General features: G+C 61.8%; 13 protein-coding genes. 2 read left to right on the top strand and 11 right to left on the bottom strand.

The window, feature by feature from the left end:
- The first annotated feature begins 126 nt into the window (after window positions 1-126).
- Entirely contained in the window at window positions 127-1,509 is a 1,383-nt protein-coding gene (locus AC1RBA_RS19845) for a short-chain fatty acyl-CoA regulator family protein (RefSeq protein ID WP_070220554.1), read from the top strand.
- Window position 1,510: 1 nt separating this feature from the next.
- Here the strand turns inward: AC1RBA_RS19845 and AC1RBA_RS19840 are convergent, their stop codons facing one another.
- Genes AC1RBA_RS19840 through AC1RBA_RS19810 form a run of 7 tightly spaced genes read right to left on the bottom strand, consistent with a single transcriptional unit; the run spans window position 1,511 to window position 8,433 of the window.
- The gene (locus AC1RBA_RS19840) at window positions 1,511-2,566 is read right to left on the bottom strand and encodes an adenosine deaminase family protein (protein WP_492419643.1); all 1,056 of its coding nucleotides are present in this window, start codon (window positions 2,564-2,566) and stop codon (window positions 1,511-1,513) included.
- Window positions 2,567-2,591: 25 nt separating this feature from the next.
- Window positions 2,592-3,536, bottom strand: a complete 945-nt coding sequence (locus tag AC1RBA_RS19835; protein WP_492419642.1) for a nucleoside hydrolase — start codon at window positions 3,534-3,536, stop codon at window positions 2,592-2,594.
- A gap of 19 nt (window positions 3,537-3,555) precedes the next feature.
- Window positions 3,556-4,587, bottom strand: coding sequence for an ABC transporter ATP-binding protein (locus tag AC1RBA_RS19830; protein ID WP_492419641.1), 1,032 nt, complete (start codon window positions 4,585-4,587; stop codon window positions 3,556-3,558).
- Between the two features lie 13 nt (window positions 4,588-4,600).
- Window positions 4,601-5,380 (bottom strand): ABC transporter permease, encoded by a 780-nt coding sequence (locus AC1RBA_RS19825; protein WP_070290842.1) that lies wholly within the window; start codon window positions 5,378-5,380, stop codon window positions 4,601-4,603.
- Window positions 5,377-6,216 (bottom strand): ABC transporter permease, encoded by an 840-nt coding sequence (locus AC1RBA_RS19820; protein WP_230501731.1) that lies wholly within the window; start codon window positions 6,214-6,216, stop codon window positions 5,377-5,379. Before AC1RBA_RS19820 ends, AC1RBA_RS19825 begins: the two co-directional genes overlap by 4 nt.
- 21 nt (window positions 6,217-6,237) lie before the next feature.
- Window positions 6,238-7,260: an ABC transporter substrate-binding protein gene (locus tag AC1RBA_RS19815; RefSeq protein WP_230501729.1), complete on the bottom strand. Its 1,023-nt coding sequence runs from the start codon at window positions 7,258-7,260 to the stop codon at window positions 6,238-6,240.
- Between the two features lie 57 nt (window positions 7,261-7,317).
- The gene (locus AC1RBA_RS19810) at window positions 7,318-8,433 is read right to left on the bottom strand and encodes a porin (RefSeq protein WP_227742059.1); all 1,116 of its coding nucleotides are present in this window, start codon (window positions 8,431-8,433) and stop codon (window positions 7,318-7,320) included.
- A gap of 227 nt (window positions 8,434-8,660) precedes the next feature.
- Between AC1RBA_RS19810 and AC1RBA_RS19805 the strand changes: the two genes are divergently transcribed.
- Window positions 8,661-9,578: a LysR family transcriptional regulator gene (locus AC1RBA_RS19805; protein ID WP_070220566.1), complete on the top strand. Its 918-nt coding sequence runs from the start codon at window positions 8,661-8,663 to the stop codon at window positions 9,576-9,578.
- A gap of 8 nt (window positions 9,579-9,586) precedes the next feature.
- Here AC1RBA_RS19805 and rsmA read toward each other — a convergent pair whose 3' ends face one another.
- From rsmA to AC1RBA_RS19785, 4 genes are all read right to left on the bottom strand, one after another.
- Complete coding sequence (gene rsmA / locus AC1RBA_RS19800; RefSeq protein ID WP_070220568.1) at window positions 9,587-10,366, bottom strand: 16S rRNA (adenine(1518)-N(6)/adenine(1519)-N(6))-dimethyltransferase RsmA; 780 nt, start codon at window positions 10,364-10,366, stop codon at window positions 9,587-9,589.
- 91 nt (window positions 10,367-10,457) lie between these two features.
- Window positions 10,458-11,513, bottom strand: coding sequence for a 4-hydroxythreonine-4-phosphate dehydrogenase PdxA (pdxA, locus tag AC1RBA_RS19795; RefSeq protein ID WP_121670618.1), 1,056 nt, complete (start codon window positions 11,511-11,513; stop codon window positions 10,458-10,460).
- A gap of 19 nt (window positions 11,514-11,532) precedes the next feature.
- Window positions 11,533-12,927, bottom strand: a complete 1,395-nt coding sequence (locus AC1RBA_RS19790) for a peptidylprolyl isomerase (protein WP_227742060.1) — start codon at window positions 12,925-12,927, stop codon at window positions 11,533-11,535.
- A 103-nt stretch (window positions 12,928-13,030) separates the two neighbouring features.
- Window positions 13,031-15,268 (bottom strand): LPS-assembly protein LptD, encoded by a 2,238-nt coding sequence (locus tag AC1RBA_RS19785; RefSeq protein ID WP_070290837.1) that lies wholly within the window; start codon window positions 15,266-15,268, stop codon window positions 13,031-13,033.
- Window positions 15,269-15,345 lie beyond the last annotated feature (77 nt).

Genomic DNA, 15,345 nt, shown 5'->3' with positions numbered 1-15,345 from the left:
TTTGCATTATTCGCACAATCCCCAACGCAAACAAGGCGTGAAAATGCGAGATAATGCAAAGACGAATCTGTTAATCTGCAAAGATTGTAAATTTGCAGATTCCACAAACGGGGAAGAGGAAACGCGATGGCAAAGGTTTTCATGGGCGTGCGCCTGCAGCGGCTGCGCGAGGAGCGGCGCATGACCCAGGTGGCGCTGGCCAAGGCCCTGGGCATCTCGCCCAGCTACCTGAACCAGATGGAGCGCAACCAGCGCCCGCTGACGGTGCCGATCCTGCTGCGCATCGGCACGGTGCTGGGCGTTGACCCGCAAATCTTTTCCGAACACGACAGCGCCAGCCTGGTGGCGGACGTGCGCGACGTGTTCGGCGAATTGCCCGACGCGCCGCCCACCTCGATGGCGGAATTGAAAATGCTGGTGGAAAACATGCCGGAACTGGCGCGCTCGATTTTGCTCTTGCAGCGGCGCTACCGCGTGATGGCGGAACGGGCCGATACGCTGGCCGCGCGCCTCGACGACGGCAGCCGCGGCGCCAGCTCGGCCGCGCCCTCCACGGACGAGGAAGTGCGCGAATACCTGAACCGGCGGCAAAACTATATCGATGAGCTGGACCGGGCGGCCGAACGGGTGGCAGGCGAACTCGATCCCTCCCTGCGCACGCTCGACGCGCTGCAAGGCCGGCTGCTGGAGCGCCACGGCATCCAGGTGCGCTTGTCCGATGGCGACGCGGGCATGGTGCGCAAGCACCGCTACGATGCGCAACAACACATCCTGTTTTTGCCCGACACCCTGACGGGCGGCCAGCGCGCCTTCCAGATGGCGGCGCAAATCAGCCTGCTCGAGCACAGCGACCTGATCGACGCGCTCGTGCTGGCGGCGGGGCTCTCGGGCGCGGCCGCGCAGACGGGCGCGCGCCTGGCGTTTTCCAATTATTTCGCCGGCGCCCTCTTGATGCCGTACCAGCGTTTTTTACAGGCGGCGGAAACGCGCGCCTACGATATCGAGCGCCTGGCGCACCAGTTCGGCGTGGGCTTCGAGGCCGTGTGCCACCGTTTGAGCACCATGCAGCGCCCCGAGGCGGCGGGGCTGCCGTTTTTCTTCGTGCGCGTCGACCGCGCGGGCAATGTCTCGAAGCGCCAGTCGGCCACGGATTTTCACTTTTCACGGGTGGGCGGCACGTGTCCGTTGTGGATCGTCTACGACGCCTTCAGCCATCCGGGCCAGGTGCTGACGCAAGTGGCCAGCATGCCCGACGGCTGCACGTATTTATGGATCGCGCGCCAGGTCAGCACGGCCTCGCCAGGCTTCCGTGCGCCCGGCAAGACGTTTGCCGTGGCGCTGGGCTGCGACATCTCGCAGGCACATCGCTTGATTTATTCGAAGGGACTCGATTTGCACGACCCTTCCAGCGCCACGCCGATCGGCACGGGCTGCAAGGTGTGCGAGCGCCAAAGCTGCCCGCAGCGGGCGTTTCCGTCGCTGCTGGCCCCGCCACCGGCATCGGCCTGATTTACTCGACGACGCTTGCCCGCAACGCGTCGAATTCGCGCGCAAATTCCGCGCGCCAGTCGCGCCGCGTGGACTCGTCTATCCAGGCCGCGTCCAGGCCATTCAACATGAAGCCGCGCATGTCGTCGAGACCGAAGCCGAATTCGCGCATCATCATCCAGGCGCCCGTCGGCGTCACGTGGTGCAGGGTCGGATCGTCCGTGTTCGGATGCAGTTTCAGGCCCAGCTTGGCCATGGCGCGGATCGGGTGATCGAGCGCCCAGCGCTCGGGCGCCAGTGTGCGCAGATAATACGAATTGGTGGGCACGACGGTGAACACCAGGCCCCGTTCCACGCAGCGCTGCGCCAGCTCCGGGTTGTCGACGATCGTGTAGCCGTGGTCGACCCGGTCCACCTGCAATTCGTCTATCGCCGTCGCCACATTCATCCACGGCATGCCGAATTCGCCCGCATGCGCCGTGCACTTGAAGCCGGCGGCGCGCGCGGCGCGGTAGGCTTCGATGAACAGTTCCGGCGGACGGTCGTTTTCGCGGTAGTCGATGCCGATGCCGATCACTTCCGGCGCGCGGTAGGCCTTCATCCACTCCACCATCTGCACGGCTTCGGCGGGAGCCGCTTCACGGTCGATGCTGGGGATCAAGCGGCCGATCACGCCAAAATCCCTTTGCGCATCGCGGATGGCGGCCACGATGGCGTCTTGCGCCGACTCGTAGCGGATGCCCGACACGCGCACGGTGCCGGTCGGGTTCCAGAAGAATTCCGCATAGCGCACCCCGTGGCCATGCACGTCTTCCAGATATTCGTAGGCGAGGCAATACAGGTCCGTCGGCGAGACGATCAGGTGCGCATCGAGCGCGCGCAGCACGCGCAGCACGCCGACGGGCTTGTCGCCGCGTGTATAAAACGCGTCGATTTCCTCGGGGGTGACGACATTGCCCGTCTTGGCGGCCAGCGCGCGGAAAGTGGCTTGCCGCACCGTGCCGAACAGGTGGCAATGCAGCTCCACCTTCGGCATGGCGCGTAAAAACTGTTCGATGCTCAGGGGTGAATTAGACATGAAGCTCGTTTCGTAGTGAAGTAGGTCAGACGAGAATGGCGGCCAGGCGGCGCATCAGGCGCTCGATGGCGGCCGGGCCATCGGCCAGCATCGCCACCTGCGTGTTGATGACGGCGCGGCGCGGCACGCGGAATTCGCACACCGTCATGCCGCGCGTCAGTTCGCCCGTCAATTCGATGGCCACGTGAGCCGGCTGGAACTGGAACAGCTGGGGCGCTTCCAGATACAGGGCCACCACCGGGTCGTACATGGGCATGGGAACGGAACCGTCGCTGCTCCGGATGCGCACATACGCTTCCAGGTAGCCGGCCAGACGTAGTGCGCGCGGCGTGCCGAGGGCGCGCAGGCGTTCCACTTCCGCATTCGTCACCAAGAGCTGGCGGCACAGGTTCAGACCGAACATGCGCAGCGGAATGCCGGATTTGAACACCTGGGCGGCCGCTTCCGGGTCCGCATAAATATTGAATTCGGCCGCCGCCGTATGGTTGCCCTGGTCGGTCGAGCCGCCCATCAGGATGATCTCGACGATCTTGCCCGCGATATCGGGCGCCTTGGCCAGCGCGGTTGCGATATTGGTCATCGGTGCGATCGCCATGATGGTGATCTGGCCGGGATGCTTGCGCACGGCGGCGATCAGCGCGTCGACGGCGTGGCCGGCAGCATCACTGGCCGCACCGGGCGGCAGGATGTCGCCCGTGGTCGGCATGCCGCTGTCGCCCAGGATGCGCTGCGCCGTCTCGATGACGCCGGCCAGCGGTTCTTCGCAGCCGCGGTAGATCGGCACCGTCAAGCCGTCATGGGCCTTGATGCGCAAGGCGTTATCGTAAGTGATGGCGACGGGTGCATTGCCCGCCACCACGCTCACGCCCAGCCACTCGATGTCGGGATTGCTGCCCAAGAGCAGCATCGTCAGCCAGTCGTCGAAACCGGGATCGGTGTCGAGCCAGATCTTTTTCAAGGCTTGGGTCATGATGGTCTCAGGTTAAAAATCAGGCAGCCAGCCACAGGGCGCTGTCGGAGGGCAGTACGAAGGAGACGGCCGTGCCTTCGCGCCATGCGGCGCCGCCGGCCGCGCAAATACCCTTGACCTGGCCCAGCGGCGTTTGCAGCAGATATTCGACGGTGTCGCCCAGGAAGCCGCGCGCCAGCACGGTGCCAGGGTACTGACCTGCCGCGTCGTCGGCGGCGCAGACGCGCACCTTGTCCGGACGCCAGCCCAGCACCGTGGTGCCGGCAGCGACGGGGGACGTGTACGGCAGGCTGGCGCCGGCGTGGTGCAGCGCGCCGTCGCGGTAGTCGAACAGGTTTTCGAAACCCATGAAGTTGGCGACGAAGCGCGTCGACGGCGTATTGAACACGGCTTCCGGCGCGGCCAGCTGCTCGATGCGCCCGCCGTTCATGACGACGATGCGGTCGGACAGGGCCAGCGCTTCTTCCTGGTCATGCGTCACGTACAGCATGGTGATGCCCAGGTCGCGCTGGATGCGGCGCAGCTCGGCGCGCATCTGCACGCGCAGCTTGGCGTCCAGGTTCGACAGCGGTTCATCGAGCAGCAGCAGGGCCGGTTCGACGACGATGGCGCGCGCCAGCGCCACGCGCTGCTGCTGGCCGCCGGACATCTGCGCCGGCAGGCGCGTTTCAAACCCCGTCAGCCCGACGGCGGCGATCACGGCTTCCACTTTCGTTTTCAGCAGCGCCGGCGCCACCTTGCGCAGGCGCAGGCCGAAGGCGATGTTGTCGTACACGTTCAGGTGCGGGAACAGCGCGTACGACTGGAAGACCATGCCGATATTGCGCTTGTTCGGCGCCAGCTTGCCGATTTCGCGGCCGTCGAGCACGATGCGGCCCGACTGCAGCGGCATCAGGCCGGCAATGGCGCGCATGGTGGTGGTCTTGCCGCAGCCGCTGGGGCCCAGCAGGGAAATCAGCTCGCCCTGCTCGACGTGCAAGTCCAAGTCTTTCACGGACGTCGTGTTCTTGGCGTAGCCGAGGTTCAGCTTGTGCAGTTCCAGATAACTCATCGTGTGTTGCCTCTTACATGTATTTAGAAATGCCCAGCACCTTTTCGGTCACCATCACGAAGGCCATGGTGAACAAGACCAGCAAGGTCGACAGGGCAGCGATCGACGGATCGAAACTGTTTTCCATATGGCCCAGCATCTCGATGGGCAAGGTGCTGATGCCGGGACCCGTGAGGAACAGCGAGACGGGCACCTGGTTGAACGAGGTGACGAAGGCGAGGAAGAAGGCGGCGATCACGGCGTTGCGGATATTCGGCAGCACGATCATGAAAAACGCGCGCAGGCGCGACGCGCCCAGCGTGATGGCCGCATCCTCGATATCCACGCGCAGGTTGACCAGGCTGGCATACACGACACGCACCGAGTACGGAATCAGCAGCGCGATATGGCCGATCAAGAGGCCCACGTACACGGGCGCATTGATCGTCAGCACCAGGTGGTGCAGCAAGCCCAAACCGACGAGGATGGCGGGAATGATCAGCGGCGATGTCAGGATTTGCCGGATGGCGCCGATACCGGGCGGCGGCATGCGCGAAAACGCATACGCGACGGGGATGCCCAGCAACAGCGCGATGACGGTGGCGATCAGGCCGATTTCCAGGCTGGTCTGGAAGGCGCGGCGGAACTCGGGCGCAGCCCACACTTCGAGGATCCAGCGCAGCGAATACGATTCGGGCGGGAAGGCCAAGGTTTCGCCGCCGGAAAAGCCGGCCAGCACGACGATGGCGAAGGGTCCCAGCAGGAACAAAAACACCAGCCATAAAACGGCACGTGAAAACAGGCTTTCTTTCATACGGAACTCCGGCTCGAGGAAATACGTTTAAGGCCGGCATTCACCAGCAGGGTCATGCAGACGAGGATGACGGCGATCACATTCGCGGCGCCGAAATCGCTCTCCACGCTGACCTTCTGGTACAGCAGCGTTTCCAGCATCAGCACCTTGGTGCCGCCCAAGAGGGCCGGCGTCACGTAGGCCGTCACGCAGCCCGTAAACACCAGCGTGCCGCCGACCACCAGGCCTTCCTGCGTCAGCGGCAGGGTGACCTTGCAGAATACTTGCCATGGATTCGCGCCCAAAGTCGCTGCGGCAGGTTCCACGTCGCGCGGCAGGTTTTCCAGCGCGCCCGCCAGCGACATCAGCATCAAGGGCAGCAGCAATTGCAGCAGGCCGACAAAGACGGCGAACTCGCTGAACAGCAAACGCAGCGGCTCGTCCGTGAAACCCATGTTGACGAGCGCCGCGTTGAGGGCGCCATTACGGCCCAGCAGCACGATCCACGCATAGGTACGCGCGATCGGCGAGACCATCAGCGGCAGAATCATCATGCCGACCACCAGCCCGCGCCACTTCGGCGACACGCGCGCCACGGCTTGCGCGGCCGGATAGCCGAGGATGATGGACGCCAGGGTCACCAGCGCGGCGATGCGCAGGGTGCGCCAGAAGATGGTGCGGTTGAATTCCTGCGAGAAGAATGCAACGAAGCGCTCAACACCCCACTGCATGCCGTCGCCGACGCGGAAGGCGTCGACCAGCAAGGCCAGCACGGGCAGCAGGAAGCAGACGACGATAAAGATCAGCGCCGGCAGGACCAGCAGCAGTCCCAGGCGCTTTTTTGGATCAGCAAACATGGTGTTTTCTCCTCGTCACCACTATTTGCTCATGGCCTTGTTCCACTGCGTCATCCAGTTGCTGCGCTGTTTGATGATGGTTTCCGGCTTGACGAACTTCAGCGAGCTGATTTGATCGGCGCCATAGGTATTGAATTGCGCGGCCGCCACCGACAGGCGCACGTCCTTGTTGACGGGCGAGTCGACCAGATTGGTCGCCAGCTGCGTCTGCACTTCCTTGGACAGCCAGAAATCCATCAGCTGGTAGGCCAGGTCCGCATTCTTTGACCCGGCAACGATGCCCATCACGTTCATGCCGGCCGCCTGGCCTTCGGCCGGGATGCTCCATTTCAGGGGCAGGCCCGTCTTGAGCATTTGCGACCAGGTAAAGCGCGCCACGGGCGCGGCCCAGATTTCATCCTGCGCAAACAGGGCGGCCAGCTGCGCGCTGTTTTTCGAGAACGTGACGACGTTGCCCTTCATGCCGACGATCTTCGCAAAGCCCGTGGCATAGTCGTCCGTCTTGCCGCCCCAGGCCGCGTCGGCCATGCGCAGCATCAAGGGGCCCTGCGTGGTGCTCACGTCGGGGAAGGCCACGCGGCCCTTCAGTTCGGGGCGCCACAGGTCCTTCCAGGACGTCAGCGGGGCAACCTTGTCGCTGCGGTACACCAGGCCGACCGAATACAGGGTGTAGCCGACGGCAAAGTTGCCGCCGATAGGGTTTTTCGCCACGTCGTACAGGGCTTTGTAATTGCTCAGCTTGGAATAATCCATGGGCTGGATCACGCCCTTTTGCGCCGCTTCCAGCATGCCGGAATCGGACAGCAGCACCAGGTCGATCACCGGGTTCTTGGCGTGCACCACCAGCTTGGCGATGCGATCCGCATTATTCCCCGTTTCCACCTTGATATCGCAACCGCATTTGGCCTTGAACGGCTCGTACACATACTTCATGAACAAGGGCTGGGCAATCGGATAGGCCGAAATGACCAGCTCGCGTTTTTCCGCGTGGGCGGCGTTGGCCAGCAAGCCTAGGCTCAACGCCAACATGAGGTGCTTTTTCAAGATGCTTCCTTTCAGGGGACGGCGCTGCGGGACAGCGCCTGTAAAGATGGATCAGTGTCAGAAATAATGTCGCATGCCAACGATCAGCACGCTTTGCGTCTTGCCGCCCGAGGCGCCGAAGCCGAACACGCGGGCGAACGTCGCATCGCCGGCCGCTTTCTGGTAGCTCCAGGTGATGGCGACATCGGTGCGCTTGGACAGGAAGTAATCGGCCTGGAAGTTAACCTGATGCCATTTCGGCGTCTTGTTGATCACGTCATATTTACCAGTCGTATAGAAATACGACGCGCCCAGGTTCAACGCTTCCGTCAGCTTGTGGTTCACGTTCAAGTCCACGTTCTGCAGGGTCAGATTGCTTTGATCCAGGTAGTGGTAGCGCACATTGGTGTACAAGGCGCCAAACTTGGTCTTGCCCACATTATAAAAGCCTCCCGTGCCGGCGATGGCCTGGCTGTCCACGCCGGCGCCCTTGACGGCGCTCTTGTTGAAGATCAACAGGGAACTGGCATAGTCATTGCCGATGGCGCCATTCGGCGCATCGGGGCTGTTCGGGCGATCCATCTTGGTGTAGGCGACGGCCCAGCTGAAGGCATCGACCTTGTAGCCGGCGCCCATGCTGTAGACGCGGTTGCGGTTCGAATCTTCCGGGTTCTCGCTGAAACCATACAAGCCCGTGAACGACAGGTTGCTGATATTCGGGCTGACATACTTGACGGCGTTTTGCACGCGCAGGTTGTTGTAGCCATTGTCGTTGTCGCCGATGTGCACGCCGTTACTGGCGATGACCACGGGACCCAGCAGATCCTTGACGGCTTCGTACTGGCGGCCCAGGGTCAAGGTGCCCTTGTCGTTGCTGGACAAACCCACATACGACTGGCGGCCGAACAGACGGCCGCTTTGCGAAGCCGTGCCCGTCATCACGTTAAAACCGTTTTCCAGCACGAAGATCGCCTTGGTGCCGTCGCCCAGGTCTTCCTGGCCGCGGAAACCGATGCGGGGATTCTGATTCGTGCCGCTCAGCGCATGCGTGCGGCTGCCTTTGCCCTCATCCGACACATACCCGATACCGGCCGACAGCAGTCCATACACTTGCACGCTGCTTTGCGCCTGCGCCGCACCCTGCGCCGCCAGCAAGCCACCCACTACCATCGTTCCCGTCATCCATTTGTTCATCGCCGCCACCCTAAAAAGAATAAACCCTGAGTTTTTTTGGAATTATTTTATTGATGCATCCCTTGCATGGCGCGCCGCCGCACGTGCCGGCACCGCATTCCAGGCGCTTCTCCCGAATATTGTTGCTTTCAAGACAAGTAAGGACCAGTCCAGAATATGGTAAATTGCGGGATAAGAAAATTTGTTTATTTTTATAAATCCATTACTTTTTCTAATAAGCAACGCCCATGCATGAACTGAGCAAGAAAATTTCCTTACGACATTTACAAGCGTTTTCCACCCTAGCCCGGGTAAACAGCTTCAGCAAGGCTGCACAGGAATTGTGCGTGACCCAGCCGGCCCTCAGCGCGTCGATCAAGCTGCTGGAAAATCAATTGGGAAAAAAGTTGTTTAACCGCACAACCCACCAGCTGGAATTGACGCGCGAAGGCAAGCTGGCGCTCGAATACGCCACGCATTTATTGAATACGGCCAGCAACACCTTTGCCGATATCCAGCGCGCCATCGGCAGCGGCCGGCATCGCATCCGCATCGGCGCCATCCCCTCGGCCATGGCGATGACGGCCGTGGTGGTGGCGCGCTACTGCGAGCAGCATGGAGATGAAGTGGAAATCGTCCTGTCGGACATGCCCAACGACGGCTTGCTGCATGCGCTGCATTCGGGCCAGCTGGACTTTTGCGTGGGCATCGAGGTGCCCGGTTCCGTGTCGCTGGAAAGCGTGGGCCTGTTCGAAGACGAGCTGGTCTTGGTGACGGCGGGACGCCATGCGCTGGCGCCGCTGAAGGAAGTGCGCTGGGAGCAGCTGGCGGGCCAGGAAATCGTCGTGTTTACCAAGGGCAGCATCTGGGAGTTCGCCTCGAGCGCCCTGCGCCAGCATGGCCTGAGCCCGTCGAGCCTGTACCAGATGATCCACAGCGAATCGCTGTATGGCGTGGTGCGCGCGGGCATCGCCGTGGGCATCATGCCCAGCCTGTACACGACCTTCCTCAACGACGAGGACCTGCATGTGGCACCGCTGCGCCAGCCCACGTGCAAGCGCAAGATCGCCCTGATGCGGCGCAATGAAATCAGCCGCAACCACCATGTGGACGACTGTTTTTCAGCGTTGCGCCAGGATTTGCAGCAGGTCGACCAGTGGTTTTAAGTTAAAACTCAAGCAGGCGCCTTCAGCAGATTCGCCAAGGCAACATACTGCTCCAGCCCCACGGTTTCCGGACGCAGGGTCGGGTCGATGCCGGCCGCCTTGATCTGCTCTTCCGTAAACATCCCGGCCAGGCAATTGCGGATCACCTTGCGGCGTTGCGAAAACGCCTTCATGACCACGGCTTCCAGCGTGGCCTGGTCGCACGCGAGGCGCTCGGCCACGGGAATCATGCGCACGATGGCCGACTCCACTTTCGGCGGCGGATCGAAGGCCGTCGGCGGCACGATGAACAGCAGCGACATCTTGTAGCGCCATTGCAGCATCACGGACAGGCGGCCATACGCCTTGCTGCCCGGTTCGGCCACCATGCGCTCGACCACTTCCTTTTGCAGCATGAAATGCTGGTCCTGCACCAGCGGCGCGAAGTCCGCCAGGTGGAACAGCAGCGGGCTGGAAATGTTATATGGCAAGTTGCCCACGATGCGCAGCTTCTGGCCGGCCGGCACGGGGATTTGCGCGAAATCGAATTTCAGCGCGTCGCCCGAGTGGATCGTCAGCTTGGCCGGATTGAAGGTCTTTTCCAGGCGCACGATTAGGTCGCGGTCCAGTTCCACCACATGCATCTGTTTCAAATGGCGCAGCAGCTGCTCCGTCATGGCGCCCAGGCCGGGGCCGATCTCGACCATGGCATCGTCCGGCTGCGGCGCGATGGCGGCCGTGATGTCATCGAGGACGAAGCGGTCATGCAGGAAGTTCTGGCCAAAGCGTTTGCGGGCAACGTGTTTCATAATGTGTTTTCTATCAATGCGGTAAAGCCGGCACAGGCCGGCGGGATCGTTGAGCAGGCAGCGTCGGGTTACGCCTTGCGGCTAACCCGACCTACGCTCTGGTCGGGGTGCTGGCGCGCAGCATGTCGAGCGCCGTTTGCAGGGCTTGCTCCATGCTGTGGCAATCGGCCAGGCCCAGTCCTTGCGCGGCCAGGTCCAGCGCCGTGCCATGGTCGACCGAAGTGCGGATCAGCGGCAAGCCCAGGGTGATATTGATGCCGCGCCCGAAGGTCGCGTATTTCAGCACCGGCAAACCCTGGTCGTGGTACATGGCCAGTACGCAGTCGGCGTCCGCCAGATATTTTTGCTGGAACAAGGTGTCGGCCGGGTACGGTCCGCGCGCATCGATGCCGCGCGCTTGCGCCGCGGCAATCGCCGGGGTGATGACATCGATTTCCTCGCGTCCCAGATACCCGCCCTCGCCCGCGTGCGGGTTCAGGCCGGTGACGAGGATGCGCGGCGCGGCGATGCCGAATTTCTGTTGCAAATCAAGCTGAATGATATCCAGCGTGACGGCCAGGCTGTCCATCGTGATGGCAGCGGACACGTCCTTCAATGGCAAATGCGTGGTGGCCAGCGCCACGCGCAGGGTCGGCTCGCCGTGGCCCGGTTCGCCGGCCAGCATCATCACCACTTGCGGCGTGCCGGTTTTTTCTGCCAGGTATTCCGTATGCCCGGAAAAGGCCACGCCCGCGTCGTTGATCGTGCTCTTCTGCAAGGGGGCCGTGACCATGGCGCCAAACCAGCCCGCCTGGACACCCTCCACGGCCGCGTCCAGGGTAGCGAGCACGGAACGCCCGTTTTCCTTGTCCAGCACGCCAGGAATGACATTGTTCACAGTGGGAATATCGATCACGGCCAAGCGGCCGGGACCGAACTGGGGCAAGCCGCTGTTGCGCACGGCTTGCAGCGACAGCGCCGCCAGGCGGATCTCCGGATCGATCAGGCTGGCCGTCAGCGCCAGGAAGGCGGCGTCGCCCAGCAGGATGCAGTTGACTTCATTGCGCATGGCCCAGGCGGCGCGTATCGAGATTTCCGGACCGACACCGGCCGGTTCGCCACAGGTAATGGCGATGGCCGGACGGCGTGCAACAGGCAAGTTACTCATGCGCAATCAGTCAGCAGCATTACTGGTCGTCCGCGCGGAATTCGACGTAAGCACGGTCGCGCACTTCGCGCGCCCAGTTTTCCGTCGCTTCTTCCAGCTTGCGTTCGCGCAAGGCATTGCGTGCGGCAGCGCGTTTCTTCTCTTTCGAGACGTCGTCGCTCTTACGTTCCAGCACTTCGATCAGATGGAAGCCAAAGCTCGATTCGATCGGCTGGCTCACTTCGCCCGGTTTCAGCGCATTCATCGCCGTTTCAAATTCCGGCACGGTGTCGCCCGGATACAGCCAGCCCAGGTCGCCGCCTTTGGCCGCGGAACCGTCGTTCGAGAACAAACGGGCCAGGTCTTCGAACTTGGCGGCCTTGTTGTCGAGACGTTCTTTCAATTCCAGCAGTTTGCGCTTGGCTTCGGCCGCCGACAGGGTTGGCGTCACTTTCAGCAGGATATGGCGGGCATGCGTCTGCTGCACGGCGGCGACGGCTTGTGCCTCGGCAGCGCTGCGGCGGTCCACCAGTTTCAGGATATGGAAGCCCGTGTTGCTCTTGATGATAGGCGTGATCTGGCCAGGCTTCAATTTCAGCAACTGTTCCGTGAACAGGGGCGGCAGGCGGTCGCTCTGGCGCCAGCCGATATCGCCGCCGCTCAGCGCATCGCTGGCGTCGGAATAGGTGGCGGCCATCTTGGCGAAATCGGCGCCCGTGCGCAGCTGGCGGCTGACTTCTTCGGCGCGCGCGCGGCGCGCGGCGATTTGTTCGGGGCTGGAATTTTCCGGAATGCGCACGAGAATTTGCGCCAGGTTCAGCTCCACCTGTTCGCTGGCTGCCGCTTTTTCCGCTTCCAGGAAGTTATCCACTTCGGAATCGGAAATCTGGATCTTGGCGTCGACTTCGTGCTCGCGCAGGCGCTGCATGATGATTTCATCGCGGATTTCTTCGCGGAAGGTCGCAAACGGCGTGCCTTCCTTTTCCATCTGGTTGCGCAGCTCTTGCACCGTCATCTTTTGCTGTTCAGCAATACGGCCTATCGCGCGGTCCAGGGTCAGGTCATCCACGCGCACACCCATTTCCTTGGCCAGCTGCATTTGCGCGCGCTCGACAATCATGCGTTCGAGCAACTGGCGGCGCAGGTCGGCAGGGTCGGGAAGCGGGATATTCTGCGCCTTCATGCGCTGCTCCACGCTCTTGATGCGGGCCGCCACTTCATTGCGCGTGATCACATCGTCATTGACGACAACGGCGATGGAGTCGATGGTCTGGCCACTGCTCGACGCAGGGGGCGTGAAGCCCTTGACTGGCGCTGGGGCAGCGGCAGCGGGCTTGGCCGCAGGCGCTGGCGCAGCCTGTTGCGCCCAGACACTACTGGTCGTGGCGCCGGAAATGGCGCACAACAAAACCGTTGCAATTTTGAGTTGGTGCATACTGGCATTACGCATAATGTGTAGAGCGCTCATGAGTTCAGGTGAATAAAAAAACCGGTTTGTGCCAGCGCCGGGGACACCGGCGGCGGCAACGGTGACTATCTTAACGGAGTGGCTGGCTCAATGTCTGGTAACCAGGGATAGTTTTTGTAAAAGTTTCCAGGCCATTCGCACCCAGGCCCAGGCCACTCGACAAGCCCGTCAATTCCAGCTGGAAGAAGATCGGCGTCGAGACAGTCTTGGTCGTCGTCACGAAACGCTGCGCCCCCATGCGGAACACCCAGCAGTCGCCCTTGTATTCGAGGCCGACCAGGCTTTCCAGCATGCTGCGATCCTTGATGGAGTAACTGATGCGGCCCACGCCATACAGGCGGTCCGTCAACGGCCACTGCGTCGACACTTCCGCATTACGCAGTACGCCACGTTGAAAACGGTTACTGAAATTCAATACTTTCTTGGCACCAGGCTGATATTGCAAGGTGTAGTTGTAGCTCATCAACTGGCGATCGCTGGGATTGTACTGCACCAGACTGTCGACGGTCCAAGTCTCGGACACGCGGCCCGTTGCGGCCAGCAGGATATCGGAACGCGACTGGTTGACGGGCGTCGTCGAATTGAGCTGCACGCGCTGGTCGGCAAAATAGAAACGCTGACCAAAGGTCAGGCGCATGCGCTCCGTGCCGTCCGATTGCAGGAAACGCGATACGACGGCGGCCGTGACCTGGTTGGCGTCGCCGATGCGGTCGCTGCCGACAAAACGGTTTTCCGTGAAGATTTGCGTCAGGTTGAACGTCCCATCGGCCGTATCGAAGTTCGGAAACTGCGACTGGTCGCGGTACGGCGTGTAGACGTAGAACAGGCGCGGCTCCAGGGTTTGCGTGCCGCCCTTGGTGCCAAACAGATTCGTGTCGCGTTCAAACACCAGGCCGCTGTCGACCGAGAAGGTCGGCACGGCGCGCGTAAACGAGGTAGTTTTAAACAGCGCCTTGGTCCGGGCGTCATTGTCGAGCTGATACGCGCTGGCATTGAGCATCAGCTTGGGCGTGATGAAGTAGCCAGGGCGCATGATGGGAAAACTCACCTGCGGCACGGCCACGAGACGCGAGCCTTGCACCTGTGTCGGATGCGCGAAGCGCGTCGCTTCCGCGTCAAAGGTCCAGTCGAAACCGCCCCAGACATCGTATTTGCCAGCATGGAAGTTCACCGCCGGCAAACGGTCATACGGGCGTGGCACGACCACGTTGGGATTGGGATCCTGCAGCACCTGGTAATTCTGCACGCGCGCCGTCAGGCTCCAGTCCTCGGTACGGTAATCGGTGCGCAATTCGCGCAGCAACTGGCGCTCGGTGGCGGTGGCGACGGTTTTCGAAAAATCGTTCGGGTAATTATCGTCCGACGCCTCGCGCAGATCCCAGCTGTAAGTCCAGCCCTTGGCCAGCGCCTGCTCATGCTTGGACTTGATCATGTAGCGGTTGGTCTTGGTCTGCTTGTCGTTCGGCAAAAACTCAAACGACGTTTCACCGCTGTACAAGCCGGCATCCGTCTCGCCCATGTAGCGGCCCGTCGCACCGAGCTGGATGCCGCGCCGCTGGATGTAGCGCGGATACAGAGTCAGGTCGCGGTTCGGCGCGATGTTCACGTAATACGGCATCAGCAGCTCGAAACCGTTCTTCGAGGCAAAGCCCGGCGTGGGCGCCAGCCAGCCCGAGCGGCGCGCACCCGACAGCGAAAACGACATGCCCGGCGTGCCCAGGATCGGCACGTCCTTGAAATAGATGATGGTCTTGCTGCCCGTGCCCACGTCGCGGCCCGTATCGAGGTTCAAGGTGCTCGATTTCAGGTACCAGTCCGGATTCGGCCCTTCGCAGGTACTGTAGGTGCCTTCGATAACATTGGCTTCGTCTGGATTGATGAAGTCGACGCGCTCGGCCTTGCCCTGGCCGCCGCCCACTGCGAAGCGGTAAGTCGGGTTGAGCAGGAAACCCTTGCCGGTCTCCATGTTCAGCTTCAGGACGTCACCCGTGTAGTAATCGCCGAAACGCCACATCTTGATATGGCCCTCGGCGTCGAACTGATCTTCAACTTGTTTGTAACAAGCTGTATCGGCCGTCATTTTTGTGGTTTTTCCGCGCTCAATCACGACATTCTGGTCGAGATTGATCTCTCTTTCCGGTCGACCGTTCATGCTGTTCGCCGTCATGACGGTGGGCGCGTCGGGATCTTCCACATGAACCGGACGCGGTGCTTTCTGGGCGTGGACAGGCACCGTCGTGGCGGCGACGAGCGCGCTGATGGCGAAAGCCCAGCGCTGCGAAGGGGGGGAGGCCGAAAACCAGCTCATGAATTGGAAGGGGCAAGCACCATTGACAGGCGATTTTTTGATTTGAATCCCTTATTATATGGGAATCTGCACCATCA

This window comes from Janthinobacterium sp. GW823-FHT03B06 (genome assembly GCF_058796955.1).
This window is presented reverse-complemented; position numbering and strand designations above follow the sequence as displayed.